Annotated in this window: 24 protein-coding genes; 1 reads left to right on the forward strand and 23 read right to left on the reverse strand. The window is 60.4% G+C overall.

What is annotated here, in order from left to right:
• Positions 1 to 143: 143 nt before the first annotated feature.
• The 4 genes from DW136_RS01405 to DW136_RS01420 all read right to left on the reverse strand — a co-directional run bounded on the left by DW136_RS01405 (position 144) and on the right by DW136_RS01420 (position 5,762).
• Positions 144 to 1,076 carry a 1-phosphofructokinase family hexose kinase gene (locus tag DW136_RS01405; protein ID WP_099431686.1) on the reverse strand — a complete coding sequence of 311 codons (933 nt, stop codon included), beginning with the start codon at positions 1,074 to 1,076 and terminating at the stop codon, positions 144 to 146.
• A gap of 74 nt (positions 1,077 to 1,150) precedes the next feature.
• Positions 1,151 to 2,854: a phosphoenolpyruvate--protein phosphotransferase gene (gene ptsP / locus DW136_RS01410; protein ID WP_055250441.1), complete on the reverse strand. Its 1,704-nt coding sequence runs from the start codon at positions 2,852 to 2,854 to the stop codon at positions 1,151 to 1,153.
• A gap of 133 nt (positions 2,855 to 2,987) precedes the next feature.
• A complete protein-coding gene (locus DW136_RS01415) occupies positions 2,988 to 3,251 on the reverse strand; it encodes an HPr family phosphocarrier protein (protein ID WP_022094575.1) in 264 nt (87 codons plus the stop codon).
• A 507-nt stretch (positions 3,252 to 3,758) separates the two neighbouring features.
• Positions 3,759 to 5,762 (reverse strand): fructose-specific PTS transporter subunit EIIC, encoded by a 2,004-nt coding sequence (locus DW136_RS01420; protein ID WP_118288927.1) that lies wholly within the window; start codon positions 5,760 to 5,762, stop codon positions 3,759 to 3,761.
• 273 nt (positions 5,763 to 6,035) lie between these two features.
• Between DW136_RS01420 and DW136_RS01425 the strand changes: the two genes are divergently transcribed.
• Positions 6,036 to 6,893 (forward strand): MurR/RpiR family transcriptional regulator, encoded by an 858-nt coding sequence (locus DW136_RS01425; RefSeq protein WP_117637710.1) that lies wholly within the window; start codon positions 6,036 to 6,038, stop codon positions 6,891 to 6,893.
• Positions 6,894 to 7,114: 221 nt separating this feature from the next.
• Here the strand turns inward: DW136_RS01425 and DW136_RS01430 are convergent, their stop codons facing one another.
• From DW136_RS01430 to DW136_RS01520, 19 genes are all read right to left on the reverse strand, one after another.
• Positions 7,115 to 8,743 (reverse strand): DNA repair protein RecN, encoded by a 1,629-nt coding sequence (locus DW136_RS01430; RefSeq protein WP_118065373.1) that lies wholly within the window; start codon positions 8,741 to 8,743, stop codon positions 7,115 to 7,117.
• Positions 8,733 to 9,593: an NAD(+)/NADH kinase gene (locus DW136_RS01435; RefSeq protein WP_118288928.1), complete on the reverse strand. Its 861-nt coding sequence runs from the start codon at positions 9,591 to 9,593 to the stop codon at positions 8,733 to 8,735. Before DW136_RS01435 ends, DW136_RS01430 begins: the two co-directional genes overlap by 11 nt.
• Positions 9,590 to 10,393, reverse strand: coding sequence for a TlyA family RNA methyltransferase (locus DW136_RS01440; RefSeq protein ID WP_118288982.1), 804 nt, complete (start codon positions 10,391 to 10,393; stop codon positions 9,590 to 9,592). Before DW136_RS01440 ends, DW136_RS01435 begins: the two co-directional genes overlap by 4 nt.
• Positions 10,394 to 10,428: 35 nt before the next feature.
• Positions 10,429 to 10,668, reverse strand: a complete 240-nt coding sequence (locus DW136_RS01445) for an exodeoxyribonuclease VII small subunit (RefSeq protein WP_006233978.1) — start codon at positions 10,666 to 10,668, stop codon at positions 10,429 to 10,431.
• Between the two features lie 2 nt (positions 10,669 to 10,670).
• Positions 10,671 to 11,258: a transcription antitermination factor NusB gene (gene nusB, locus DW136_RS01450; RefSeq protein ID WP_118288929.1), complete on the reverse strand. Its 588-nt coding sequence runs from the start codon at positions 11,256 to 11,258 to the stop codon at positions 10,671 to 10,673.
• Between the two features lie 3 nt (positions 11,259 to 11,261).
• A complete protein-coding gene (locus DW136_RS01455) occupies positions 11,262 to 11,624 on the reverse strand; it encodes an Asp23/Gls24 family envelope stress response protein (RefSeq protein WP_006233982.1) in 363 nt (120 codons plus the stop codon).
• Positions 11,625 to 11,648: 24 nt separating this feature from the next.
• Positions 11,649 to 12,212 carry an elongation factor P gene (gene efp / locus DW136_RS01460; RefSeq protein WP_118288930.1) on the reverse strand — a complete coding sequence of 188 codons (564 nt, stop codon included), beginning with the start codon at positions 12,210 to 12,212 and terminating at the stop codon, positions 11,649 to 11,651.
• 159 nt (positions 12,213 to 12,371) lie between these two features.
• The gene (locus DW136_RS01465; RefSeq protein ID WP_118288931.1) at positions 12,372 to 13,502 is read right to left on the reverse strand and encodes a Xaa-Pro peptidase family protein; all 1,131 of its coding nucleotides are present in this window, start codon (positions 13,500 to 13,502) and stop codon (positions 12,372 to 12,374) included.
• Positions 13,503 to 13,634: 132 nt separating this feature from the next.
• Positions 13,635 to 14,744 (reverse strand): hypothetical protein, encoded by a 1,110-nt coding sequence (locus DW136_RS01470; RefSeq protein WP_118288932.1) that lies wholly within the window; start codon positions 14,742 to 14,744, stop codon positions 13,635 to 13,637.
• Entirely contained in the window at positions 14,741 to 15,274 is a 534-nt protein-coding gene (locus DW136_RS01475) for a shikimate kinase (RefSeq protein ID WP_118288933.1), read from the reverse strand. The genes DW136_RS01470 and DW136_RS01475 overlap by 4 nt, the downstream gene beginning before the upstream one ends.
• Positions 15,275 to 15,282: 8 nt before the next feature.
• A complete protein-coding gene (locus DW136_RS01480) occupies positions 15,283 to 15,780 on the reverse strand; it encodes a YqeG family HAD IIIA-type phosphatase (protein ID WP_117646451.1) in 498 nt (165 codons plus the stop codon).
• Position 15,781: 1 nt separating this feature from the next.
• On the reverse strand, positions 15,782 to 17,167 hold the full coding sequence (gene mltG, locus DW136_RS01485; protein ID WP_233546511.1) for an endolytic transglycosylase MltG: 1,386 nt from the start codon (positions 17,165 to 17,167) through the stop codon (positions 15,782 to 15,784).
• Positions 17,160 to 17,588 (reverse strand): Holliday junction resolvase RuvX, encoded by a 429-nt coding sequence (gene ruvX / locus DW136_RS01490; protein ID WP_117806180.1) that lies wholly within the window; start codon positions 17,586 to 17,588, stop codon positions 17,160 to 17,162. The genes mltG and ruvX overlap by 8 nt, the downstream gene beginning before the upstream one ends.
• Before the next feature lie 9 nt (positions 17,589 to 17,597).
• Positions 17,598 to 20,255 carry an alanine--tRNA ligase gene (alaS, locus tag DW136_RS01495; protein WP_118288935.1) on the reverse strand — a complete coding sequence of 886 codons (2,658 nt, stop codon included), beginning with the start codon at positions 20,253 to 20,255 and terminating at the stop codon, positions 17,598 to 17,600.
• Positions 20,256 to 20,406: 151 nt separating this feature from the next.
• Positions 20,407 to 21,816, reverse strand: coding sequence for an AI-2E family transporter (locus tag DW136_RS01500; protein WP_118288936.1), 1,410 nt, complete (start codon positions 21,814 to 21,816; stop codon positions 20,407 to 20,409).
• The gene (locus DW136_RS01505; RefSeq protein ID WP_118266439.1) at positions 21,813 to 22,604 is read right to left on the reverse strand and encodes an RNA polymerase sigma factor SigF; all 792 of its coding nucleotides are present in this window, start codon (positions 22,602 to 22,604) and stop codon (positions 21,813 to 21,815) included. Before DW136_RS01505 ends, DW136_RS01500 begins: the two co-directional genes overlap by 4 nt.
• 1 nt (position 22,605) lies before the next feature.
• Positions 22,606 to 22,983 carry an ATP-binding protein gene (locus tag DW136_RS01510; protein WP_117776907.1) on the reverse strand — a complete coding sequence of 126 codons (378 nt, stop codon included), beginning with the start codon at positions 22,981 to 22,983 and terminating at the stop codon, positions 22,606 to 22,608.
• On the reverse strand, positions 22,976 to 23,566 hold the full coding sequence (locus DW136_RS01515) for a DUF948 domain-containing protein (RefSeq protein WP_118288937.1): 591 nt from the start codon (positions 23,564 to 23,566) through the stop codon (positions 22,976 to 22,978). Before DW136_RS01515 ends, DW136_RS01510 begins: the two co-directional genes overlap by 8 nt.
• A gap of 95 nt (positions 23,567 to 23,661) precedes the next feature.
• Positions 23,662 to 25,011 (reverse strand): replication-associated recombination protein A, encoded by a 1,350-nt coding sequence (locus DW136_RS01520; protein ID WP_199408865.1) that lies wholly within the window; start codon positions 25,009 to 25,011, stop codon positions 23,662 to 23,664.
• Positions 25,012 to 25,013 lie beyond the last annotated feature (2 nt).

The raw sequence follows: 25,013 nt of genomic DNA on the forward strand, positions 1-25,013 counted from the left end.
GGACCCGTTCAGGCTGTTGCGTTGAGATTGAAAATCAACCAAGCGATGAAGTACGGCAGAACATGTCTCCCCCATGACAGAACAAAAAAGGCGCCCCGGCCGAAACCGGGGCGCCGCATGCGCGCGAATATGTCGCGTTTCGATTACTGACGATCGAGCTTGCGAACAGCAACACGCTTGCTGTACTCGTCAACGTGACCGAAGTCGCCAATGCCGACGGACTCGGCAACGTTGGCGCCGGTGGCCATAGCGAGCTTCATGGCCTCCTCGACGTTGTCGCGATCCCTGTACCACTTGTGCAGGAACGCAGCGAGGGTGCAGTCGCCGGCGCAGACGGAAGAGACCAGCTTGATGTTGAACTCACGCTTGGCATACCAGATGTCCTCGCCGTTGGAGAAGTAAGCGTCACCGCGGCTACCACGGGTGAGCAGCACGTTCTGGACGCCGGCCTCGTGAGCCAGCTTCATGGCAACGCGGACCTCGTCGTCGGTGTCGACCGGCACACCGAAGATAGCCTTCATCTCGTGATGGTTCGGCTTGATGAGCAGCGGCTTCTTGTGAGCGAGCTCCTTGAGCTTGTCGGAGGACAGGTCCAGGACGACGTCGGCGCCACGGGCCTGAGCGTGCTCCATGACCTGAGCCAGGAAGTCGGGCGTAGCTTTGGGAGGCACGGAGCCGGAGACGATCAGGCACTCAAGGTCGCCCGCGGTGTCCAGGATGTTGTAGAGCTCCTCCTGATGCTGCGGCGTGATCGGAGCACCGGGGTTCAGGATGCCGTACTCGTGCTGGCCATCGTTGACGTAGGTGTTGATGCGCGTGATACCGTCGGTCCAGACCGGGCGGCAGAGGCAACCCAGGTTCATGACCTCCTCGACGATAAACTTGCCCGTGAAGCCGGCGAAGAAGCCGAGCGCGACGGTATCGACGCCCATCTTCTTAAAGGCGAAGGACACGTCGAGGCCCTTGCCGTTGGCCGTGTAGCTGGCCGAGCCGGTGCGGACGTTCTCGTCGGGCTCGAGCGGAGAGCTCGAAACCGTCATGTCGACAGCCGGGTTAGCGGTTAGCGTGTAGAACATTTACAGTACCCCCTGTATATGTGAGGGCCGCGTGGCCGGCCCATTCCAACCACGCGGTTACCTCTGATACCAAATTAGCGAGCTGCGGACTCGAGCAGTGCCTTGACCTCGGCGGCGGTGTTGCAGGCGAGCGCCTTCTCGGCGAGCTCGTCACACTCGGCCTTGGTCCACTGGCTGATGGTCTTGCGGGCGCGCAGGATCGACGGAGCGCTCATCGAGAACTCCTCCAGGCCCCAGCTGATCAGCAGCGGCTCGAGCAACGGATCGGCAGCGGCCTCGCCGCACATGCCGACCATGATGCCGGCCTTCACGCCGCTCTCGATGATGTTCTTGAGCGAGCGGAGCACGGCGGGATAGTAAACCTGGTACAAGTTGGAGATGGTGTCGTTGCCACGGTCGGCGCACATGGTGTAGCCGATCAGGTCGTTGGTGCCGATGGAGAAGAAGTCGGCGACCTCGGCCAGGCGGTCAGCGAGCAGCGAGGCTGCAGGCGTCTCGACCATGATGCCGACCTCGATGTTCTCGTTGAACTTGCGACCCTCTTCGGTCAGCTCGGTCTTGCACTGCTCGACGAGCTCCTTGACAGCCAAGACTTCCTCGACGCAGGTGACGAGCGGGATCATAATCTTGACGTCACCGAAGGCGCTGGCGCGCAGCAGGGCGCGGAGCTGGACCTTGTACTGGTCGGGGTTGGCCAGGCAGTAACGCACGGCGCGGAAGCCCATGAAGGGGTTCTCTTCCTTGACCATGTGCAGGTACGGAATCTCCTTGTCGCCACCCACATCGAGCGTGCGGATGATGACCGGAGCGCCCTTGAGCGCGCTGGCGACCTTACGGTAGGCGTTGAACTGCTCCTCCTCGGAAGGAAGCTCAGCAGAATCCATGAACAGGAACTCGGAACGGAACAGGCCGATAGCCTCGGCATCGTGATCGAGCGCGTTGGGCACGTCATCGGGGTTGCCGATGTTGCAGGCAATAATCTTCTTGATGCCGTCGGCAGTCACGGACGGCTTGCCGCGGAAGGCCTCGAGAGCCGCCTTCTCGGCAGCGAAAGCCTCGGCCTTGGCAGTGTAAGCGGCGAGCGTCTCCTCATCGGGATCGGCCTCGACGATACCCTTGCCACCGTCGACGACAACGGTCATGCCGTTGCGCAGTGCGGTGCAGCTGTTGGAAACCGAAAGGACAGCCGGGATCTCGAGGGCGCGCGCAATGATTGCGGAGTGCGACGTGCGGCCACCAGTCTCGGTGACGATACCGGCAACGTGGGCCTTATCGATCGTGGCGGTCATGGACGGCGTGAGGTCGTGCACGACAACGACGGTGTTCTCGGGCAGGACGGAAAGGTCGACGACCTCCTTGCCCAGCAGCTCGGCCAGAATACCGGTGCGGATGTCGGCGATGTCGGCCGCGCGCAGACGGAACATCTCATCGTCCATGGACAGGAACATGTTCTCGAACATGGTCGAGGTGTCCATGAGCGCCTGCTCGGCGCAGGTGCCGCCATCAATGGCGGCGTTGATGGCGTCGGTCATGCCCGGATCCTGAGCCAGGACAATGTGTCCGCTCATGATCTCGGCCTCGGCCTCGCCCACCGTCTCCTTCATGTGGTCGGCCTGAGCCTGGGTCTTCTCGCAGAAGACCGAAAGAGCGGTCTGATAGCGCTCCTTCTCTGCTGCCGAATCAGCAACCTCGTGCGGCTCAAACGTCAAGTCGGGATCGACGGCGACCATGACGGTGCCGATACCGATGCCCTCGGAAGCGTTGACTCCCTGATACATTCCCATTCCTCTCTCCGTGTCATGTGATAAAGCGTTTTGCCATATCCATGACAAAAGAGCGCAGCTACCTTAAGACAGGTCACTGCGCCCCCAAATATGAACTTAGTTGTTCAACATGCGACCCGTTTGAGTTCTACTCGCCAAGACCGCTCTTGATGAGCTCGATGGCAGCAGCCAGAGCCTCGGCCTCGTCGGCGCCGTCGCACTTGACCTCGACCTCGGTGCCGCAGGGGATACCAGCAGCCATGAGGGCCATCGGGGACTTGCCGTTGACCTCCTTCTCGGGGGTGACGACCGTCACGTCACAGGCGTACTTGCCCATGGTGGAGGCGAACAGACCAGCCGGACGCATGTGCAGACCCTGAGGATTAACGAGGGTAGCCTTCTCAGAAACCATAGTTGACTCCTTTTTTGTGTTTAACCCCTGTCATGCATGTGGCAGGAGTCAGATTCACGACGTTGTTTATATTAACTCACATCAAACGGTTTTTCATTGTGTTTCGCACGAATTGTTGGACAGATGTCGTTCGCTGTCCGCTCGCCTGCCGGGCGGGGCGGTTAAGTTTGCTGCTCTACAGTCCTGCGCAAGACGGAAAGCACATTAAGTGCTTTCCTTTGCGTGCGGAACTCACGACAAACTTAACCGCCCCGCCCGGCAGGCGAGTTGCGGAAACTCGGATGGTCCAGAGCAATATCGTGCGAAAGGAATTCTGGCTGAATTATTGTTGGCGTGGGTGATTCAGTCGATGAGGGCTATTAATGCCCTGTTGGGGACTAAGGAGTGGCCCGGGGTGCCGGCAGGAAAAGGACGTCCCTAAGTGCCGGGTGGCATGAAAAAAGGCGAGGACCCGTAGGGAGTCCTCGCCTTTGTTACAGGGGGCGATGTTATTCGCGTACTGCGGAATTAGACCAGGCGGGCGTTGATCGTCTTGGCGATCTCGGCGGCGTCGGTGGAACCCTTGACGGTGGCACGGAAGTCCTCGTCCATGAGCGCCTCGGCGACCTTGGACAGGATCTTGAGGTGCGTGGTGCCAGCCTGTGCACCAGGGATGAGCAGAGCGATGGCCACGTTGACGGGAGCGCCGTCCATGGTATCCCAACCGGTCACGCCGGACTCGTCCTTAACGACGATGACGGCAGCCTCGGTAATGGCGTCGGACTTGGCATGCGGAATGGCGAAGCCCTCCATCATTCCCGTGGTGCCCTCGGCCTCGCGGGCCAGGAAGGCGTTCATCACGGCGTCGGCGTCGCTGGCGATACCAGCCTTGACAGCCTGGTTGGAAACGAAGCTCAGAGCCTCGTCACGAGAAGCGAAGTCCTCGGCGACAAAGACATTCTCAACCTTCACGAAGTCGGCAGCCTCGACCTTAGGGGCCTCAACGGCAGCGGCCTTGGAAGCCTCAACCGGCTTGGCTACAGGAGCGGCCTTCTGATTCTTCTCGAAGTCGTACTTCTTGAAGGCCACGAACAGGATGCCACCGACCACGGCGCCGATGAGGATCGCGAGGACCCACTGCGGGCCGTTCTCGACAACGGGCAGGACCAGGAAGCCGCCGTGAGGCGCCGGATCGTGAACGTTGAAGAAGATGGTCAAGATGGAAGCGATGGAAGAACCGACCATCATGATGGGCATGACGGGCCAGATGTTCTTGGTCATGAACGGAATGGCGCCCTCGGTGATGTGGGTGCAACCAAGGATAAGGTTGACGATACCGGCGTCATGATCCTCCTGGCTGAAGTACTTCTTGCCGACAACGACGGCGAAGGTGGTGATCAGCGGCGGAACGATGCAAGCGGCGGAGACGGCAGCCATGAAGTTGGTGCCGAAGTTGTAGGTCTCGGTGCCGACGCCAGCTTCGAGAGCGGTACCGAGCAGGAAGGTGCCAGTAGCGTAAGCAGCCTTGTTGACCGGGCCGCCCATGTCAAATGCGCACATGCAGCCGATGGCCAGGCCAAGGATCACCGGACCGGAGTTACCGAGGCTCTGCAGGAAATCCATCATGCCCTGGTTAATGGCAGCCATGGGGCCGGAAATACCGAGCATGACTAGGCCGACGATGGCGGTAGAGCACAGCGGATAAAGGAAGATTGCCTTCAGGCCATTAAGGCTCGCGGGAATTTTAGAGAAAACCTTCTCGAGCAGCAGGATGACATAGCCAGCGAGGAAGCCGCCGACGATGCCGCCCAGGAAGCCAAAGCCCACACCCGAGCCTCCAGCGTCGATCATGCCAGTATCGGCGTTAACGGGCAGACCCTGGATGGCAATCATACCGGCGACGAAACCGGGGACGAGCGCCGGGCGCTTGCCGATAGACTCGGCGATGTAGGCGGAGAGCACCGGAACCATGAGGTTCATGGCGATACCGCCGATAATCTTGAGCATCGCGGCAAAGCTGTTGTAGTCGGCAGCCGTCGAATCAAAGGACGTGATGCCCCACAGGAACGAAATGGCGGTCAGAACACCACCGGCAACGACGAAGACCAGCATGTGGCTGACGCCGTTCATGAGGTGCTTGTAGATGACGTGACCGATGGACTCCTTCTCCTCGACCTCGTCCTCGACATCGGCGGCAGCGGCAACCGTGTCGTCGCCCTTGGCGGCGAGCGCGCGGTCGATCAGCTTTCCGGCGGCCTCGACGGACAGGGCCTTGGAAACACCGACGGAAACCATGGGCTTACCGGCGAAACGCTCAGCCTGGACATCCTTATCGGCTGCGACGACGACGGCCTTGGCACCGGCGATCTCGCTCTTGGTGAGCTCGTTCTCGACACCGACCTGGCCATGAGTCTCGACCTTAATGGTCAGACCTCGCTCGGCAGCTGCCTTCTCCAGCGCCTCCTTCGCCATGAAGGTGTGCGCAATGCCGGTCGGGCAACCGGTCGCGGCGATGATGTCAAACTTAGCCATGTGTCCCTCCTTCTTGAGTACTGCGCCCGCAGGCGCTCCCCTAAACGCGCTTCAATGCGCGTTTTTCCACACTTGAAAGATACCAACCTACCGTCCGCGTGAGAAGAGATAAGGCGCAATTCTCCGGTGAAAGGTTCTTTCATAACCGTAAACGGTAAGTGAAAGTTTACCATCAACACTTGAAACGGCAAGGTGTATCTTGTAATTGAAAATGCCCGTATACTATGGCATTGAAAAACGAGTCCGATTTTCAATGCCAACCAGGAGCCATCCATGACCGATAGCAGCAAGAGCGCGCTCTCCCTTATTAGCACACACAAAGGGTACAGCGATTCCGAGCAGCGCATTGTCGACTATATATTGGAGCACCAGTCCGAGGCGCCGCGCCTGACGGCCGCCCAGCTCTCACGAGCCGCTGCCACGTCCGAGGCGACGGTTTCGCGCTTCTGCCGCAAGCTGGGCTTTGGCAGCTTCCGCAGCTTTCAGTTTTCGTTGGCTCGCGACTTGGAGAGTCAGCGCAACGAGGGCCTGACCGACGAGGTCTCGCTCGACAACATGGAGCAGAGCCTTAAAAATATCCTCGCCGCCAAGGTGAGTGAGCTTAATGCGACCATCGACGGCATTGATCACGACACGTTGGCCGCAGTTGTGCACGCGCTTAAGAATGCCGGCGTTATTGAGTTCGCCGCCGTGGGCAATACGAACGCGGTCGCGCTCGATGCGACATTTAAGTTTTCGCAGCTGGGCCTTCGCTGCATGGCAAGCACCATCAGCGAGACCTCGATTGGTTTCGCGCTCACGTTGCGCCCTGGTGATGTTATCGTGTTGATCTCGAACTCTGGCAAGTCGCGTCGACTGAACCGCATGGCAAAAGCAGCTCGCGATTGCGGCGCCACTGTAGTCGTCATCAGCAGCGACAGCAAGTCTCCACTTGCGCGCCTAGCCGACTACACCTTTAATACCGTCAATCACGAGGCACTGCTGACAACGGGCGACTTCGCGTTCTCCAAGATGAGCGCCACGATGATCATAGAGGTCATCTACAACTTCCTGCTGCCCGAAATCGAGGACGCGCGCGAGCACATCAGCTACTACGAAGAGCTCATCCAGCCGGATAAGGTCGTAGAGTAGACATTTTAGGGAGCCGATAAACGCCACTCGCCACGAAACCGGCCTATCTACTACGTTTTATCCGTATGGCCCAACCACATACCGAAAATAGAGAAAACCGCAGGCGCTCTACCTGCGGTTTTCTTTTTGCAATTCTTGACATGGTTCCCGATGGCCTATTAAACGTAGTAGATGGGCCGGTTTCGTGGCGGACAGGTCGGACATGCATGTGGCGGCACGGCCTAAGCACGCGCTTCTTCCAGCATCTGCCTGGCGTGCGCTAGGCTTGCCTCCGATTGATCGCCGCTCAGCATACGGGCGATCTCTGCGGTACGGGCATCGCCGGTCACCTCGTCCAGATGCGTTTGGGGAAAGTCGCCGGGCTCTTTACTGACCACGTAATGCTTGTCGGCCATGACGGCGACCTGCGCCAAGTGGGTTACGACAATCACCTGATGCGTAGCGGCGAGATCTGTCAGCACGCCCGCAAGTGCACGCGCCGTGGAGCCACCGACACCAGCATCGACCTCGTCAAACACCAACGTATCAACACCGTCCGCGTTACCGAGGACAACCTTGCTTGCCAGCATGACGCGGCTGAGCTCGCCGCCCGACGCAATGCGGCGCAAGGGACGAGGTGTCAAGCCAGCGCCGCTGCGATATAGCAGCTCGTAGCTTGAAGGGCCCGCCGGCGTCCATTCGGCACGCGGAAGATCGCGCGACTCCCAGACCAGCTCGGCACCGCCCATCTCCAGGCGCGCCATCTGACGGCCAACCTCGTGACAAAAGCGCGGGGCAGCGGTGTTCCGCGCGCGCTTAAGCGCCTTAGCAGCAGCAAAAAGATCGCGTTCAGCGCACCCGAGTGCCTCGCGAGCCTTCTTGATCTGCTCATCACCATCATCGACTAGAGACAGCAGCTCTCGTGAGCGGTCGCGCATGGCAAAGACATCGTCCATGGTGGGACCCCACTGACGCAGCAGGCCCTTGAGGTCGGAATACCGCTCGCGCATGCGAGCGAGCTCACGAGGGTCAAACGCAACGCCATCGCGATAGGCACGCAGCTCGTTGGCGCAATCCTCAAGCGAGATGCAGGCATCCGAAAGCGCATCGGCAATGTCACCGAGCTTGCGGTCAACGGTCGTCATGCGTGAAAGCTCGGCCACGGCGCCATTCACGGCATCGAGCGCTCCCCCCTCGGCAGCAAGCGATGCATGGGCCTCGTTGGCCGTCGCCACCAAGACCTCAGCGTGCTCCGAGCGCGGCAGCAGCTCCTCGAGTTCCTCGTACTCGCCTGGCTTGGGGTCGACCTCGGCGATACGCTCGAGGGCAAAACGCGCTTCCTCGACGCGACTCCCCTGCGCACGTGAGGCTTCCTCCACACGGCGAAGCTCCTTGGCGGCAGCACGCGAAGCCTTAAAGCAGGCACGATACTTCTCGAGCGCCTCAAGCGCCGCGCGCCCAGCCCAAGCATCGACCATGGCAACATGGTGCGCCGGGTCGAGCAGGCGCTGATGTTCATGCTGGCCGCAAAGATCCATCATCACGCCAACGCGCTCCGAAAGCTCGCGCACGCTGGCGATACGACCGTCAATTTTTACGCGGCTGCGGCCCTCGGCAGAAAGGCTGCGCTGCACGGTGAAGCCCTCCGTGTCGTGCGGACCGTCAAACAGACGCGCCTCGACGCTGGCAAGCGCCTCGCCCTCGCGAACCGTCGACGAATCGGCGCGCTCGCCCAAAATGAGCTTGAGTGCCGAGAGCAGTGCGGTCTTACCAGCACCGGTCTCACCAGTCAGGACAGTCAGGCCGGCACTCGGTACCAGCGTCGCCTCGCGAATGAGTGCAATATTAGAAACCTGCAGCTCATCGATCATGACGGACTCCGTAGAATACGCGGCTCACCGAGTTATAGAAGCTCTCGGGGCCGTAATCGAGCAGCAGCACATCTCCGGGCCCGCGGCGCACCGCCACGCTCTCAACGGTGCCATCGCAGGTAATAAACTGTCCATCGATAGCGATCGCCGGAAGGCTCGGACGATCATCGGACATAAAGATTTCGACGACATCACTCGGCGAAGTCAAGAAGGCACGGGCCTGAATGGTGTGCGGCGCAATGGGTACGCAGACCATGCCCGTATAGTCGGGGCTCACGATGGGGCCACCGGCACTGAGTGCGTAACCCGTAGAACCAGTCGCCGTGGACACGACCACGCCGTCGCCACGCAGTCGATCGATATGGTGGCCCGACACCGTGATGTCGAACTCGACCATATCGGACAGCGGACCGCGGGTAAGCGCCATGTCGTTGAGGGCGAAGGTGCGCACGACATCCTTCGTACCGTCTTCGCGCACGGACACGATATCCGCAGCGATGGTGGCGCGACGGCTCACGTGCAGCTCGCCGGAAAGGGCGTCGCTCACGACCTTAAGAATGTCGCGCTCCTCGGGGCTCGCTGCCGTCAAAAAGCCCAGGTGACCATAGGAAAGACCGAGGATAGGAATCTCGCGATGGTTGAGGATGCGGGCAGCGCGCAGCAGCGTGCCGTCGCCGCCGAGCGTAATGACCAGATCGGAGCCGTCAATATCAGGCGTACTTTGAATCTTCGATCGCTGGTCGGCAGCCCATGCGACCTCATAGCCCTGGCGCGTCAGCCAAAGCTCGAGCATCAGGCCGCTCTCGACCGCCTCTTGCTTGTAGTAATTGGGAACCAGAAAGACCTTCATAGCGTTGCAGCTTTCTCGCTCAAAACCGATACCTGGGATTGCAGCTCATCGTCGGCACGTTCACCGGGGGCAAATCTAGTGCCGTACAGGAAAAACTCAACGTTTCCCTTGGCACCATGAATGGGCGACACGCACACATCGACCGGGAACAGCCCCTTGGAGGCAAAGAGTTCAACTGCCGCAACGAGTGTATCGCGGCGCACGGCGGGATCGGTCACAATGCCGCCCTCGCCCACCAGCGCCGCCGGAGCCTCAAACTGCGGCTTTACGAGCGTGCAAAACGAACCCGAAGGCTTCAGGCACGCCAGCACGGCGTCGATGATATTCGCGATACTCGTAAACGACACATCGCACACGGCCAGATCGATAGCACCGCCGTAGCCGAGCTCGGGCAACTGCGTCACATTCGTGCGCTCGTGGAGCGTCACACGATCGTCTTGGCGCAGCGACCAGTCGAACTGGGCACGGCCCACGTCGACCGAGACAACGGTCGCAGCACCACGCTTGAGCAGGCAATCGGTGAAGCCGCCCGTGGAGCAGCCCACATCGAGGCAAGCAAGGTCCGTCGGATCAATCCCGAACGCGTCGAGCGCGCCTTCGAGCTTAAGGCCGCCGCGCCCAACGTACGGAATGCGTCCCTTCACGTGCAGCGGCAGGCCCGGGGTCACCTTAAGGCCCGGCGAAGTCAAGCGCTCGCCGCCACTCGAGACCAAGCCAGCCATAAGAGTGCGAAGGGCATCCGCGCGATCGGCGCAGATGCCCTGTGAAATCAGTTCGTCATCAAGACGCACGCGTTTCATGAATGCCATCAACCATTCGTATCCGGAGATGCGGCCTAGCTATCCTGGGATTCGTTCGCCGCATCCTCATCGTATTCCTGCTCGAGCTTGTCGGCCTCACGCGGCGTCAGCTCAAACTTATCGACCATGTCGACCGCGCGGGAGCCCAGCTCAATCGCCTCGTCAAACAGATCGAGCGAACGCTCCAAGGAGGTATCCTTGGAGCGAACGGTAGCGATGATCTGATCCAAACGGTCCGAGATCTCATCAAAGTTGCGGACAGAACCCTCTGGCATGACTACTCCTCGACGGAGTCGGCCTCGACGGCCTCAGCAGCGTCCGCATCCTCGGCCAGCGCACCAGCCTCAGCTTGGGCAACCGCAACCTTAGCGGCAGCCTCGGCAGCCTGGGCCTCCTCGCGAGCGCGATCCTCGGCCAGCAGCTCCTGGTATAGGTCCTCGCCCGGCAGCTCCTCGCTGCGAGCGATCTTACCCAGCACGCCGTTGACGAACGACGCGGACTGGTCGGTGCCATAGGCCTTGGCAAGCTCAACGGCCTCGTTGATCACGATGGCGTCCGAGACCTCCTCGTCGGTGAGGAAACGCATCTCGTAAACGGCGATACGCAGCAGATTACGGTCGGCGCCGGGCATGCGCATAAGATCCCAGTTCTTGGCAACGGCGCGCAGAGCACAGTCGATGCGGTCGATATGCTCGTAGGCACCTCGGCACAGCTCCAGCGCATAGGGATCGAGGGGACCCTTCGAGATCAGGAAATCGCCCTCGAGGACGCGCTCGAGCGGGCTGTCCGTGGCCTCGGCCTGGAACAGCAGCTGCAGCGCCTGACTGCGGGCAAGCGTACGCCCGCGATAAACCTTAAGGCTCAAAGGTTACTCCTTGGGGAAAACGAGGCCGTCGATGCAAACGTCAACGCGCTCGACCTCAACGCCAACCTGGGCATCGATGGCGGCGACCACGGCAGCGCGAACGGCCTCGGCGAGTTTCTTGAACGGATAGCCAAAGAACACCACGACGCGCACGGTGAGTGCGAGCTTGTCGCCGACGACCTCGGCCTCGACCGCCGGCTCAGAAGCCGGGGCCTTGGACGAGAGCATCATGGAGACAAGGTTGGTGGCAAGGTCCTTGACGCCAACGGAGGCGATGCCCTCGACATCGGACACGGCGCGCGAGACGATGGCGGTCAGAACATCGGGCGAAATGCCGATGCCGTCAATCTTGATTTCCTGGGGCATGAGTCCTCCTAGAAGAGTTGGTTGCTAGACGCGGGAGACGAACTTGCCGTCGCGGGTGTCAACCTTGATGACCTCGCCCTCGTTGAGGTACATGGGGACCTGGATGACAGCGCCGGTGTCGATCGTGGCCGGCTTGGTGGAACCCTGGACGGTGTCGCCCTTAAAGCCCGGGTCGGTCTGGACGATGGTGGTCTCGATGAACATCGGCGGGGTCACGCCCATGAGCTCATCGTCGGCAAAGAGCAGCTGGCAGATGTCGTTCTCGCGCAGCCACTTGGAGTTCTCGCCCACCATGTCCTCGGGAACGGGAACCTGCTCATAGGACTCGTTGTCCATGAAGATGTAGTCGGCGCCATCGTTGTAGAGGTACTGGAACTCACGGGTGGTGAGCATGACGCTCTCGAACTTGGTGCCGGCGTTGCAGGTGTTCTCGACGACACGGCCGCTCTTGATGTCGCGGGTCTTGTAGCGCACAAACGCGCCGCCCTTGCCCGGCTTGACATGCTGGAACTCGACGATGGTGTAGACCTTGTCCTTGATGCGGAGACCGAGGCCGTTCTTGAAGTCGGCGGTAGAAATGGTAGGCATAGCGACCTTTCTTGTTATGGGCAGAACGCACAAGCGTCCAAATTACATACGACCGAAATTATACACTTGCTGACGGCGCCTGCAGCGAGCGCATAAAAAGAGAACGCGGGGCGTCCGAATCGATCCGGACGCCCCGCCCCAAAAATCTATCGAAATGGGCTAGCAATCGATGACGTGCAGGTCGTGCGGGGTCTTGGTGAAGGGCTCGTAGCCGTTCTCGGTGACCACGCCGTAGTCCTCAAGGCGCACGCCGCCCACGCCGGGCAGGTAGACGCCGGGCTCCATGGTGACAACCGAGCCGATCTCGATGGTGTTCTTGCTGCGGTTGAAGTTGGGCAGCTCGTGGATGTCGATGCCCACGCCGTGGCCCAGACCATGGTTGTAGTAATCACCATAGCCGGCATCGCCGATGATCTTCTTGGAAAGCTTGAAGATGTCGTTACCCTCAACGCCCGGATGGATGGCGGCGACGCACTCCTCGTGCGTGCGGCGCACGAGTGCGTACAGGTCGAGCTGCTCCTGGGTGGGCTCGCCCATCACGACGGTGCGCGTCATGTCGGAGCGGTAATCACAGTAGCCCGCGCCGTAATCCATGAGGACAAAGTCGCCCTTCTCGATCACGCGGTCGCTCGGCACGGCATGCGGGTTGGCGGTGTTGGGACCGCTCGCTACGATGGAGCCGAAGGCAAGGCTGTCAGCGCCATCGGCGAACATAAAGTTCTCGAGCTCGTTGCGAACCTGCTTCTCGGTCATACCGGGCTTAATAAAGCCGAGCATGTGCTGGAAGGCGGCGTCAGTGATCGACTGTGCATGGCGCATGAGCTCGATCTCCTCGGCATCCTTGATGGCGCGCATCTTGCGGATGTCGTCATGCATCAGTGGCAGCATGCAGGCAACGGAGCGGTCCTCCAGGCCGCGCTGAATACCCTGGTAGAAGTTGATCTGCATGTCGTCCTCGACAGCGCAGACGCGGCACTTGTTGGCCGCGATTTTGCCGGCGACCCAACCGGGGATGGTGCCCTCGTCCATGTCGTAGACCCAGGGGCTGCCGGCGGGCGTGTTCTCCTCAAAGCTGTTGAGGTAGCGCGAGTCGGTATGGAACAGGCACTGGTCGGCCGTAATAAACGCAGCGTGCGGGAACTCGAAGGTGTAGTCGAATACGCCCTTCACGCCCGTAAGCCAACGAAGGTTGGCCTCGTCGCGCACCACGATGGCGTCGTAGCCACGCTCGGCCATCAGGGCACGGACACGCTCGATACGACCGGCAGGACCGGCAGCAAACTCAGACATGCAGATTCCTTTCTTGTTGTCTCTATATAGACGGGACGGGTCTCAACCGAACGACGGAATCGCATGCGATCCGCAACCGATTGAAAACCCGCCCCTCAACATGATACGAAAGACGATGGATGTCAATAAATCTTAGAGAAGTTCTTTGCGAGAAGCCAAGTAGGCGTGAGCATGGCGCTCAAGAACCTCGTCCTCAACGCTCGTTAGGCGAATGGCACCGAGTGCTGCGGGCAGCGGCAGCATGCTGCGATTCGAGCGAGCGAACTGCTGCCTGCGGAACTCCTCGATATATGCGGCAGGCTCCAGGTCGAAGGCAAGCTCCTCGATACCAAAGTCCTCCAGGCAGTCATCGACCTCAAAGACGTAATCGATATCGAAGTCGCAGGCATCATGTGCTAGGCGCGCCTCAAAGCGCATGCCCTCGGACAACAGCTGGTAGGCAGGAACCTGCGAAGCGGCATCGCCCAAGCAGGCGCGCAGGGTACGCTCCCCCGTCTTGCCAAAATCGAGCGCATGGCGGGCGCTCGGGTTCGTGGCCATCAGTACGTCCTTGCAGGCAGTTTGAGACCATTGAACGGCATTAACGAGCGCGACCTCCTCACCCGCAAGAATCTCGGGGACGGTCTCAGTAAACTGATTCCAGCGGGACTTACTGCTCGAAAGCATGGTACCAACAAGTACCACATAGCCGAGCTTGAGGTTCTCGGGGTCCGCCTCGCGAACAAGGTTGAGGTCACACACGACCAAGCCCGGCTCGGGACGGAACGCGATAGCGGGAAGCGCATACGCCGACGAGGCGACGAGCGGCTTCATGGTCGTCGCGACCGTGAGCATGGCGTCGAACGTCGTCGGCAGCAGCGCGCACTCCGTTCGGCCACACCACTGGTTGGCACACCAGCTAACAACCGAGCAGGTTGCGGCATCGCCAACGGCGACAACCAGATCGTCGCAGGTAACGCCGTTGGCAGACAGGGCGCCAAAGATCGCATCGGCATCGGCCAGCGTGGCACCAGCAGGCGAAACCTCAAGGACGAGCAGCGACACGGCAAAACCGGCGTCGACCAGCGCATGCTCGACGACCTCGCCAAAACGCTCGGATATAGCGTCGTTCCAAACCACCATCGCGCGCTTAGGCTTGCCCACGGCCGAGGCAAACATGCGCGACAACTCATCGAACGCGCCCAATCCGACACGGACATCGACGCTGCGGTTTTGGAAATTGATCAGTTGACGGCGAATCATAGCAGCCCACGCTCCAAAAGCATCTCGGCACAAAGGTAGGAAACGTCCTCGAAGGACTTGTTGCGAATATCAAGGGTAAGGTTGGCGGCCTGGCGATACAGCGGACGGCGATGCTCAAACAGGCGCGCAGCATGCTCGGGCGAACGGAAATCGGGGCGCGTGTCGGACCGACGAATCTGTCGAATCGAATCCTCGAAGTCGCCCTCGAGGTACACGCACGTACCCATTTCGTGCATCAGTTCAATATTCACCGGCGTTTCGACGATACCGCCCCCGCACGAAACCAACAGGCTGCGCTCGCTTTGGAGCGAACGGAGCGCCGAGGTCTCGAGCTCGCGAAAACGATCCTCGCCCTCGGTCTCAAAAATCTCGGTTACCGACTTACCGCAACGGCGCACGACCAGGCGGTCGGTATCGATAAAACGCCGCTTGAACATGATGCCGACGTTGCGCGCGAGCGTCGATTTGCCCGCGCCCAAAAAGCCGATAAAGAAGATGTGGTCGCAGCCGTGTTTGATGTGCTGAGACATGGCGAAACCTATTCCTCGCAGGGAAGGTCGCGCAGGGCCCGGCGCTCAAAGATACGGAAGATCTGCGTATACCACAGGTCCTGCGTCGCCTGCGGCTTTACCAGTATGGTATCGACGCCGGCGAAATTGCCGCTCCACACGTCAGTGTAGAGCTGATCACCGATCAGCACCGCCTCGTCGGCCGTGGCGCCGAGGCGCTTAAGACCCGCCTTGAGGGCAAACGGCGCCGGCTTCATGGCGTGGCTGATGGCCTCGAGTCCCAGCTCGCGTGCAGAGCTCATGACCTGATCCCGATGCCAGTTGTTGGACACCATGCACAGCTTAAAGCCTTTGGCGCGGGCGGCGTCGAGCCAAGCGGAAACCGCGGCGGGAACCTGCTCGGTGTCGCGCGGCACCAGGGTGTTATCGCGATCGAGCAGAATGGCGCGTTTGCCGTCGGCCCACAGGGTATCAAGGTCGATGCGATCGACCGAGGCAACGTATCGTTTGGGGCTAAAAATCCTCATGCTAATTCCAAGACTGTTGATGCTCTTCATAGGTTTGCGAGAAGTACTCCTCGTCCTGCGTAATGTAGAAATACAGGTCATCGGAGTCGGTCGGCTCAAGCGTGGCCTTGAGTGCCTCGAGCGACGGAGAGCAGATGGGCGTGGGCGGTAGGCCCTCGTGCTTATAGGTGTTATACGGACTATCGCTCTGCAGGTCGTCGGCGGTAACCTCGCCACCGGTGACATACATCATGGTCGCATCGCTATTGAGGTAACGCAGGCCATCGAGCTTGCCCGCCAGACGGTTATAGAAAACCGATGCCACATGCGCGCGCTGATCGGCGTTGAGGCCCTCGCGCTCGACGATCGAGGCAAGGTTAACGATGTCGTAATCGGACATCTCCACGCCATAGCGCTCCTTGATCATGGCCTCGCAGCTCGCAAAGTCAAGCGACTTGTACTCGGTGTTGAACTGGTCAAGCATGGCGCGAATCACATTATCGGCAGAAGGGTCCTTACCCAACGAATAGGTCTTGGGGAATAGGAAGCCCTCGAGTGAATCGTTTGCAGCGTCTTTAAGGAAAGCGTAATCATTCACATAATTGCTCGCCTTGGCCTGGTTAAGGAAATCTTCCTTAGAAATGCTGTCGTATGCCGCGGCCACACGATCGGCGACCTGGTCGACCGTCAGGCCCTCAGGGAGAGTCAGTGCATCGGAGCCCGCATTGGGGCCTTCCATGAGCTGCTGAACAACCTTGGTCGCGTCCATGAGCGTGGTAAACGAGTAGGTGCCAGGCTTAAGCGACATATCGGCATTGAGCTTTTTGACCGCCGCGTAATAATCCTTGGGGTCTTCGACGATATGGTTCTCGGAGAGAATCGAAGCGATGGCATCACCCGAGGCGCCATCGGGAATCGTAATAGTAACTTGCTGGCCAGCAGCGACTTTCGCATCCTCGCCGGCAAAGAAGCCCTTGACGGCCGGCACAACAAAGAAAACGATCGCGACAAGCGCAAGCACGGCGGCGACGACGCCGATAATCATAGGCACCGGGGAGCTTTTCTTTTGGGCACCGCGACGAGCATGCGTGTTGTAGCTCGATCGCGTGGCCGGAGCAACGCCGTGCGAACCGCGAGCGTGATGCGAATGCGATTGGGGGGCCTGTGCTCGCTGGGTAGGTGCCTGCTGCTTAAAGCGGGTACCGCCTGCAGGCTGGGCCGTACGAGCAGTGGGCTGTCGAACCGTCCGCTGAGCAGGTTGAGCCAAACGAGAGGAGGACTGCACCGGGCGCGCGGCAGGCTGAGCTGCGCGCTGCGTCGGCTGTGCCGGACGCTGGCCAGGCTGGGCAGGGCGCGGCACAGGCTGACGTGTACGAATCGGCTGGCGCGGATCGGAAGCGCTAGGCATGCGAGACCTCCTCGTTTTTACGATCAAGCCATGTCTGCAAAAACAGGCTGGCGGCGATCATGTCAATCTTGCCTCTCATCTGTTTTTCGTTGAGGCCCTGCTCGCGCAGGATGCGTTTGGCCTCTTGCGAGGACAAGCGCTCGTCCTCAAACTCCAGCGGAAGTTCGAGCTTGTCGGCAATCTTTTGGGCCACGGCGGCAACGCGCTCGGCCTGGGGGCCGGGCTCACCGGCCATGGTCAAGGGACGTCCGCTTACCAGGATATCGGGCTCATAGTCCTCGACCAGGTAGCGAAACGTCTTGGCCATACCGGTGACCTCGGCAGCCGGAAGCACCTTGACAGGCATCGCCATCTTGCCATCACGGCTCGAGACGGCAATACCGATCCTGGTCTCCCCTATGTCCAGCGCGAGCGCGACCACAGCGACTTCTTAGGCGCCGAGCGCGGTCTTAGCGGCCGCGAGGGCATCGGCAATACCGGCGGCGTTCTTGCCACCGGCCTGGGCCATGTTGGGACGGCCGCCACCGCGACCATCGACCAGGCCCGCGATCTGCTTGATCACGTTGCCGGCGTGGAAACCGGCCTTCACGGCGTCATCGGAACCGGCGGCGAGCAGCGCAGGCGTGCCCTTCTCGGTCACGCTGGCGACGACGCAGGCGACAGGGCCGGCGACCTTCTGGTGCACGGTATCCCAGACGTTGCGCAGGTCAGCAGCCTCAAGGCCCTGGAGCTCAGCGACAACGAGCTTGTAACCGTTCAGCTCGACAGCGCCGTCGATGGCGCCGGAAATGGCATCGGAGGAGCCACCGGTCAGAGCCTTCTTGAGCTTATTGGACGTCTCGCGCAGGTCGGCCTGCAGGTTCTCCACGCGAGCGGGAACCTCGTCCGCGCGGCACTTGAGCGCAGCGGCAGCGGCGTCAACAAGTGCCAGGCGGTCGGCCATGTAATCGAGAGCGCCCTTAGAGGTCACGGCCTCGATACGACGGACGTTCGAGCCCGTAGAGGACTCGGAAATGATCTTGAACAGGCCGATCTCGGCGGTATTGGCGGCATGGGTGCCACCGCAGAGCTCGCGGGAGAACGGCTGGTCCTCGGCGCCCACGGAAACGACGCGGACGACGTCGCCGTACTTCTCGCCAAACAGGGCAACAGCACCGGCGGCCTTGGCCTCATCGATGCCCATAACGCGGGTCACAACCGGCTTGGAAGCGAAGATCTGCTGGTTGACCAGGTCCTCGACAGCCTTGAGCTGCTCGGAAGACAGAGCCTCGAAGTGCGTGAAGTCAAAGCGCAGGTGCTCGGGCGTCACCAGCGAGCCGGCCTGGGAGACATGCTCGCCCAGAACCTGCTTAAGCGCAGCGTCGAGAAGGTGGGTGGCGGTGTGATTGCGGCGCAGGAAGCCACGGCGCTCGGCGTCGAGCGCGGCGGTCACGGTAGCACCGACGGTCAGCGTGCCCTCGGCAACGTGCGCGACGTGAGCATACAGGCCGTTGTGGTTTTTGGTGTCGGCAACGGCCAGAACAACGCCCTCGGCGGAAAGCTTGCCGGCATCGCCCTGCTGGCCACCCATCTCGGCATAGAACGGGGTGCGGTCGAGCACGACCTCAACATCCTCGCCGGCAGCAGCGGACTCGACGGACTCGCCGTTGCGCACGATGGCGACAACCTTGGCGCCCTCGATGGCGTCGTTGTCATAGCCGTCGAACTCGGTCGCGGCAACCTTGTCGGAAAGCTCGACCCACACGTCGTTAAAGCTACCCCAGGCATCGCCCTTAGCGTTGGCGCGGGCACGGGCCTTCTGGTCCTCCATGCAAGCGGTAAAGCCATCCATGTCGACGTCGTGACCGGCGGTGCCGGCGATCTCGACAGTCAGGTCAATGGGGAAACCAAAGGTGTCGTGAAGCTTAAAGGCAACATCGCCCGGAAGGACAGCGCCGTCGGCGAGCGCGGCCAGGGCCTCGTCCAGGTAAACGCGGCCGTTGTCGAGCGTCGTTGAGAAACGCTCCTCCTCGGAGGCGACGATGCCCTTAACGAGCGCGACGTTCTTGAGCAGCTCGGGATAAGCCTCGCCCATCTGAGCGTTGACCTCGTCGATAAACTTGGTCAGGAAGGCGCCCTCGATGCCCAGCAGACGACCGTGGAACACGGCACGACGGAGCAGGCGGCGCAGGACGTACTCGCGACCCTCGTTACCGGGCAGGATGCCGTCGGAGATCATAAAGTCGACGGCACGGGAGTGGTCGGCGATGATGCGCAGGGAGCGGCTGGCACCGGAGTAATCGTCGGCGTCATAGGTCTTGCCGCTGATCTTCTCACCGAGCTTGATGAGGTGCTGCATCAGATCGCCGTCGTAGTTAGCGGTCTTGTGCTGCATGATAGCGGCCATGCGCTCCAGACCCATGCCCGTATCGAGGTTGCGGTGCGGCAGCTCCGGCATGGAGCCGTCCTCCTGGCGGTCGTACTGGGTAAACACGAGGTTCCAGAACTCCAGGAAGCGGTCGCAGTCGCAGCCAGGCTTGCAGACGGGGCTGCCGCAACCGACCTCCTCGCCCATGTCAAAGTAGATCTCGGAGCACGGACCGCAGGGGCCGGTGGGGCCAGCGGCCCAGAAGTTGTCGTCCTCGCCCAGGCGGGAGATGTGATCCTCGGCAACGCCCAGAGAGCGCCACACGTCGTGGGTCTCGTCGTCTTCGGTAAAGACGGTGAAGTACAGGCGGTCGAGCGGCAGCTTGAACTCCTTGGTGATGAGCTCAAAGGCCCAAGCGCAGGCCTGCTGCTTGGAGACGCCGCCAAAGGAGAAGTCGCCGAGCATCTCAAAGAAGGACAGGTGACGGCCGTCCTCACCGATGCAGTCGATGTCGTTGGTGCGGACACACTTCTGGCAGGAGATCGCGCCGATCTCCTTCATGGTCTTCTTGCCCTGGTAGTACTCCTTAAACTGGTTCATGCCGGCGTTGGCAAGCAGCAGCGAAGGATCGTCGGGGACGAGGGACGAAGAAGGATAGAGCTTAAGACCGCGCTCCTCAAAGAAGTTGAGGAACTTGGAGCGAATCTCGGCCGTAGTCATTGACGGGTAGTCAGCACTCATAGAGGGAATCTCCTCGGTTTCACATCGAAACAGTTCAAACGTAACGATATTACCATCCCACCGCGCCTGTGCAAAAAAGAGGGCCGGACAATGCCGGCCCTTCAGCGAAATTGCATGTTAGCGCGTATGAATGTTAGCCCGAATTACCCCGCTACTTGTCGTCATCGTCCATGGAGCCGTCGATGCCGGTTTTGGTGTCGTCGTCCGTATTGGAATCGTCATCCTTGGCGAAGGGGTTCTTGAAAAAGCCTGTCGCGTCGGGCTGCAGGCCTGAGAGCTTAATCCAGGGATTATCGAGCTCGGGCTTGGGCATTGCCTGGGCCTCGGGCGCGGTCTCGTTGCCGATAAGCTCGGACTCATAGATGAACGTATCGTCGCCAAGCGCGTCGTAGGCGGCGACCGGGTTACCCTCGGTATCGCGATACGGCGTGCCCTTAAACACGGCGCCGTCGTATGCCACGAGCTGACGGCCGGTCTCGTTCTCAAAGTAGTAGACGAAGATGCCCTTGAGGGCCGCGCACAGCGGAATGGCGATAACCATGCCGATGGGACCCATGAGTGCCGAACCGATAACGAGGGCCGTCAGGCTCATAACGGGATGCACCTGCACCGAGCTCTGCATGACCTTAGGCGAAATGACATTATCGGTGACATTTTGAGCCACCATGGTCACGACAAGCGTCCATAACGCCAGCATAGGGCTGAACATAAAGCCGAGCACCGTGGCGATCGCCGCACTCACCCAGGGACCGACAACCGGAACCAGGTGCATAATGCCGGTGAAGATGGCCATGAGTGCTGCATACGGATGGCCTATGATCGTAAAACCAATAAAGGCAAGAAAACCGCCACAGATCGATGTGATGACCATGCCACGCATGTAGCCGCCGACCGAACGCGAAAGGATGGCCACCATAAAGCGGTACGAGGTCTCCTTTTCCTGCCCGATGATGGTGCAGACCTCGTGGTGCATGCGGGGATAATCGCAGGCAAGCCAGTAGGCAAGCACCAGACCCAGGAAGATGACGAACAGCTGCGAGGCCGTGTTGGTAATGAGCGGAGACACACCGCGGCCGAGCTCAGCAGCGATTTGCGAGACGTACTTGGACGCTACGGTAACCAACGAAGAAAGATTGTCGTCCAGATACTCCTTGAGCGGCGTGTTGTTGAGCGTCTTAGCGTGCGAGAGCATCTCGTTGAGATCACCACCCGCAACACGAAGCTGCTCGGGCAGGCGGCTCAGGACTTCCATGATTTGACCGAGCAAAATAGGCGATAGGATGCAGACGACGCCGACGAGCACGGCAACAACCACAATGAGTGCGATGAGCGAACCGAGGCCACGTCCGACGCCGTGATGCTCGAGCCAGTTGGTGATCGGAGACATCACAAAAGCGATGATGGAACCGACAGCGAGAAACTCGATGACCGGTGCCAGGATGCCCATAAGGTTAAAGATTACGGCAGCGATGACAATGCAGCCGACGACGCCCCAAATGCGCAGCGTCAGAATGCGGGTATCGCGAAGCGTGCGGTCGATTTGTTGGGGGTGCTCACTCATGAACGAATCATCACTCCGTCGGGGTCGATCTTATCTTGAATCTTCTTAAGGGTACGGCGCAGCAGGCGCGAGACCTGCACCTGCGAGATGCCCAGCTTCTTGGCGATCTCGATCTGGGTCATGCCCTTTACGAAGCGCAACTCGATAACCTCGCGCTCGCGAGGCGAGAAATCGCGGATGGCTTCCTCGATTACCAGGCGGTCATCGGTAAAGTCGAGCTCATTGTCCTCGTCGGCATAGCGGTCAAGAATCGAAGGCGCATCGTCGGAATCGGACGCGCCAGGAGCCTCGATGGGCACCGAGGTGTAGGCCGAGGACGATTCCATGGCTTCGAGCACCTCGTCGACAGTCACGTCGAGGTATTCGGCGATTTCCTCAACCTTGGGCGAACGCTGTAGCTCGTTGGTGAGCTTATCGGTAGCCTGGTTGACCTTGGCCGAGAGCTCCTGCAAACGTCGGGGCACGCGCACGCTCCAGCCCTTGTCGCGGAAGTGGCGCTTAATCTCGCCCAGGATGGTGGGCGTGGCAAACGTCGTGAACTCAAGTCCGCGTTCAGGGTCAAAGCGGTCGATAGCCTTGAGCAAGCCCAGATAGCCGACCTGCAAAAGGTCATCGAGCGGCTCACCGCGGTTTTTAAATTTGTTGGCAAGAAACCTTACCAGGTTCATATGGGACATAACGAGCTGCTCGCGAGCATCCGGATCACCGGTCTCCTTATAACGACGAAACAGCTCGCGGGTTTTCTCCTTGTCCCAAGCGGTTTTGCCGCTCCGGGAACGTTCGGTCATATTAGATATCCGCCTTGAGGTCGAGGGAAAGCGTTAGGGGCGCCGCAGTCTTTTCGTAGGAATCGCACACGCTTGCAAGAATGAGCTCGGCATACACAGCAGCCTGGTCATCCTCGTCGACGGTGGCCTGTTCCCCAAAGGTAAAGGTCATGCCGACGTGAGATTCGTCCACATCAAATTGAATGGTGATGTCGTCGCAGTCGACCGCGGTGCACCCAAAGATGAAGGCTTCCTCGGCAGCCATGCGGATGTCCTCGATACGATCGACAGACATAGAGCACAGGGCGCCGACGTTGGCGGCCGTCATGCGCACCAAGCGCGCGAGACGAGGATCACCGGCAACGCTCAGCGTGATGGGGCAGGTTGCTTCACTACTCATCGCAGGACTCCTCGGAGGTCTCGGCAGGCGTATAGGTGTAATACTGAGCAGGCTTGGCTGCGGGCTTCTGAACATCATCGTCGTCAGCAGCGGCCTCGTCCCCGGCTTCGCCAATTAGGACGCGCTCAGTCGGCTGCTCGGCTTCGGCGGCAGCGGAAAGTTTGCGCTCGGCGTCGGCTGCAGGAGCCTTCACCTTATTGAAGAGCTTCTGCACGGCGCCGGCAGCAGAATCAGTCACGCTCGATACGGCATTGCTGGCCTCGGCCACGCTGCCCGTGACCTCAGAGATGTCGCGAACGACCGCCTCAACCTCAACGAGGTTAGACGTCAGGGCGTCAACGGCAGTCTTGCTCGACTTGAGGAGCGGCTCCATCTGGGCAAGTGCCGGCGTAAGCTCGTCAACGGCGCCATCGAGCTTTGCCACCACGGGCTGTGCCTCGGCGAGCGTATTATTGAGGTCGCTCACCGTCTTGTCGAGCGAGTCGACGACGGTGCGGGTCTTGCGCAGCGTGAGCGCGAGCTCGACAACAGCCCACACGCCGGCAACGGCGAGCACCAGCAGGGCGATTTGAATGGGACTCATACAAGCCTCCCGAAGGAATCGAAATACAGACGTTTTTCATGGTACCCCAAAGAAGGGCAAAGATACCCAAAGGGAATGTGCGAGGCGCCAATGGCCTACTTGGGAGCGTTGCCGCTACGGTCGCGCTCGCTTTGCTCCACACGCCACTCTTCCCAACCGCGGCCGGCAGGCTGCCAGAACGCGCCGCGCTCCAACCCCTCGGGCAAATAGCGCTGATCGACCCAGCCTTCGGGATAATCGTGCGGGTACTTGTATACACCATACTCGTCGCTGCCGGGACGGTGACGATCGCGCAGGTAACTCGGCACCTCGCGAAGACCACTGCTGTGGATATCGGCCAGCGCCGCATCGATCGAGGCCTCGCACGCGTTGGACTTAGGCGCCAGGCACACATAGAGCGCAGCCTGAGCCAGGTTGATGCGACACTCGGGATAGCCAATGACCTCGGCAGATTTAAATGCGGCATGTGCCACCAAAAGCGCCTGCGGGTCGGCGTTGCCAACATCCTCGGAAGCCTGAATAATAATGCGGCGAGCGATAAACTTGGGATCCTCCCCTGCATCGATCATGCGCGCGAGCCAATAGATCGTGGCATCGGGGTCGCTGCCGCGCATAGATTTAATAAACGCACTGATAATGTCGTAGTGCATGTCACCGTTTTTGTCATACGAAAAACCACGACGCGGATTGGCGATCTTCACGTCATCCACGGTAATGGGATAGCGTTCCCCCGCCGCCGGCGCTGGCGTTCCCTCGGTATCGGGACGCGTAACGGCAATCTCACTCGCAAGCTCGAGCGTCGTGAGCGCCGAGCGCGCATCACCCGCGGCCAGCGTGCAAATGGTCTTGACTGTATCCTCATCGGCCGAGAACTTACCGTTTAAACCCTGCGGCGCCTCGAGCGCACGCTCAATGAGCATGGCGATATCCTCGTCCTTCAGGTGCTCAAGCTCTACCACACGCCCACGCGAGAGCAATGCCGAGTTGACCTCGAAGTACGGGTTTTCCGTCGTGGCGCCAATCATAATGACGGTGCGGTTCTCGACCGCATGCAGCAGGGCATCTTGCTGCGACTTCGAAAAGCGATGGATCTCATCGATAAACAGAATGGTGCGGCGGTCGTAGGTGTTCAGACGGGTCTTAGCCTCATCGATTACGCGGCGCAGGTCCTTCACAGTGCCCGTCACGGCGCTGACCTCGACAAACTCGCTCTTGGTATGGTTGGCGATAATGTGGGCCAGCGTCGTCTTGCCCGTGCCAGCCGGGCCGTACAGAATCACGCTCGACAGCACGTCATGCTCAATCGCGGCGCGCAGCCACGAGCCCTTACCGACGGCCTTTTGCTGGCCCACATACTCGTCGAGCGAATTGGGGCGCATACGCACCGCAAGCGGCGCATTTTTAAAGGAGCGCTCGCGCGTCGAAGCAGAAAAAAGGTCGTCCATAG

This window comes from Collinsella sp. AM12-1 (assembly GCF_003472325.1).
Lineage (GTDB): Bacteria > Actinomycetota > Coriobacteriia > Coriobacteriales > Coriobacteriaceae > Collinsella.

Bases quoted from the DNA above. Each gene is read 5' to 3' on its own strand.
- DW136_RS01405 (WP_099431686.1), bottom strand. From the start codon at position 1,076: ATGTTCTACACGCTAACCGCTAACCCGGCTGTCGACATGACGGTTTCG.
- ptsP (WP_055250441.1), bottom strand. From the start codon at position 2,854: ATGTATCAGGGAGTCAACGCTTCCGAGGGCATCGGTATCGGCACCGTC.
- DW136_RS01415 (WP_022094575.1), bottom strand. From the start codon at position 3,251: ATGGTTTCTGAGAAGGCTACCCTCGTTAATCCTCAGGGTCTGCACATG.
- DW136_RS01420 (WP_118288927.1), bottom strand. From the start codon at position 5,762: ATGGCTAAGTTTGACATCATCGCCGCGACCGGTTGCCCGACCGGCATT.
- DW136_RS01425 (WP_117637710.1), top strand. From the start codon at position 6,036: ATGACCGATAGCAGCAAGAGCGCGCTCTCCCTTATTAGCACACACAAA.
- DW136_RS01430 (WP_118065373.1), bottom strand. From the start codon at position 8,743: ATGATCGATGAGCTGCAGGTTTCTAATATTGCACTCATTCGCGAGGCG.
- DW136_RS01435 (WP_118288928.1), bottom strand. From the start codon at position 9,593: ATGAAGGTCTTTCTGGTTCCCAATTACTACAAGCAAGAGGCGGTCGAG.
- DW136_RS01440 (WP_118288982.1), bottom strand. From the start codon at position 10,393: ATGAAACGCGTGCGTCTTGATGACGAACTGATTTCACAGGGCATCTGC.
- DW136_RS01445 (WP_006233978.1), bottom strand. From the start codon at position 10,668: ATGCCAGAGGGTTCTGTCCGCAACTTTGATGAGATCTCGGACCGTTTG.
- DW136_RS01455 (WP_006233982.1), bottom strand. From the start codon at position 11,624: ATGCCCCAGGAAATCAAGATTGACGGCATCGGCATTTCGCCCGATGTT.
- efp (WP_118288930.1), bottom strand. From the start codon at position 12,212: ATGCCTACCATTTCTACCGCCGACTTCAAGAACGGCCTCGGTCTCCGC.
- DW136_RS01465 (WP_118288931.1), bottom strand. From the start codon at position 13,502: ATGTCTGAGTTTGCTGCCGGTCCTGCCGGTCGTATCGAGCGTGTCCGT.
- DW136_RS01470 (WP_118288932.1), bottom strand. From the start codon at position 14,744: ATGATTCGCCGTCAACTGATCAATTTCCAAAACCGCAGCGTCGATGTC.
- DW136_RS01475 (WP_118288933.1), bottom strand. From the start codon at position 15,274: ATGTCTCAGCACATCAAACACGGCTGCGACCACATCTTCTTTATCGGC.
- DW136_RS01480 (WP_117646451.1), bottom strand. From the start codon at position 15,780: ATGAGGATTTTTAGCCCCAAACGATACGTTGCCTCGGTCGATCGCATC.
- mltG (WP_233546511.1), bottom strand. From the start codon at position 17,167: ATGCCTAGCGCTTCCGATCCGCGCCAGCCGATTCGTACACGTCAGCCT.
- alaS (WP_118288935.1), bottom strand. From the start codon at position 20,255: ATGAGTGCTGACTACCCGTCAATGACTACGGCCGAGATTCGCTCCAAG.
- DW136_RS01500 (WP_118288936.1), bottom strand. From the start codon at position 21,816: ATGAGTGAGCACCCCCAACAAATCGACCGCACGCTTCGCGATACCCGC.
- DW136_RS01505 (WP_118266439.1), bottom strand. From the start codon at position 22,604: ATGACCGAACGTTCCCGGAGCGGCAAAACCGCTTGGGACAAGGAGAAA.
- DW136_RS01510 (WP_117776907.1), bottom strand. From the start codon at position 22,983: ATGAGTAGTGAAGCAACCTGCCCCATCACGCTGAGCGTTGCCGGTGAT.
- DW136_RS01515 (WP_118288937.1), bottom strand. From the start codon at position 23,566: ATGAGTCCCATTCAAATCGCCCTGCTGGTGCTCGCCGTTGCCGGCGTG.
- DW136_RS01520 (WP_199408865.1), bottom strand. From the start codon at position 25,011: ATGGACGACCTTTTTTCTGCTTCGACGCGCGAGCGCTCCTTTAAAAAT.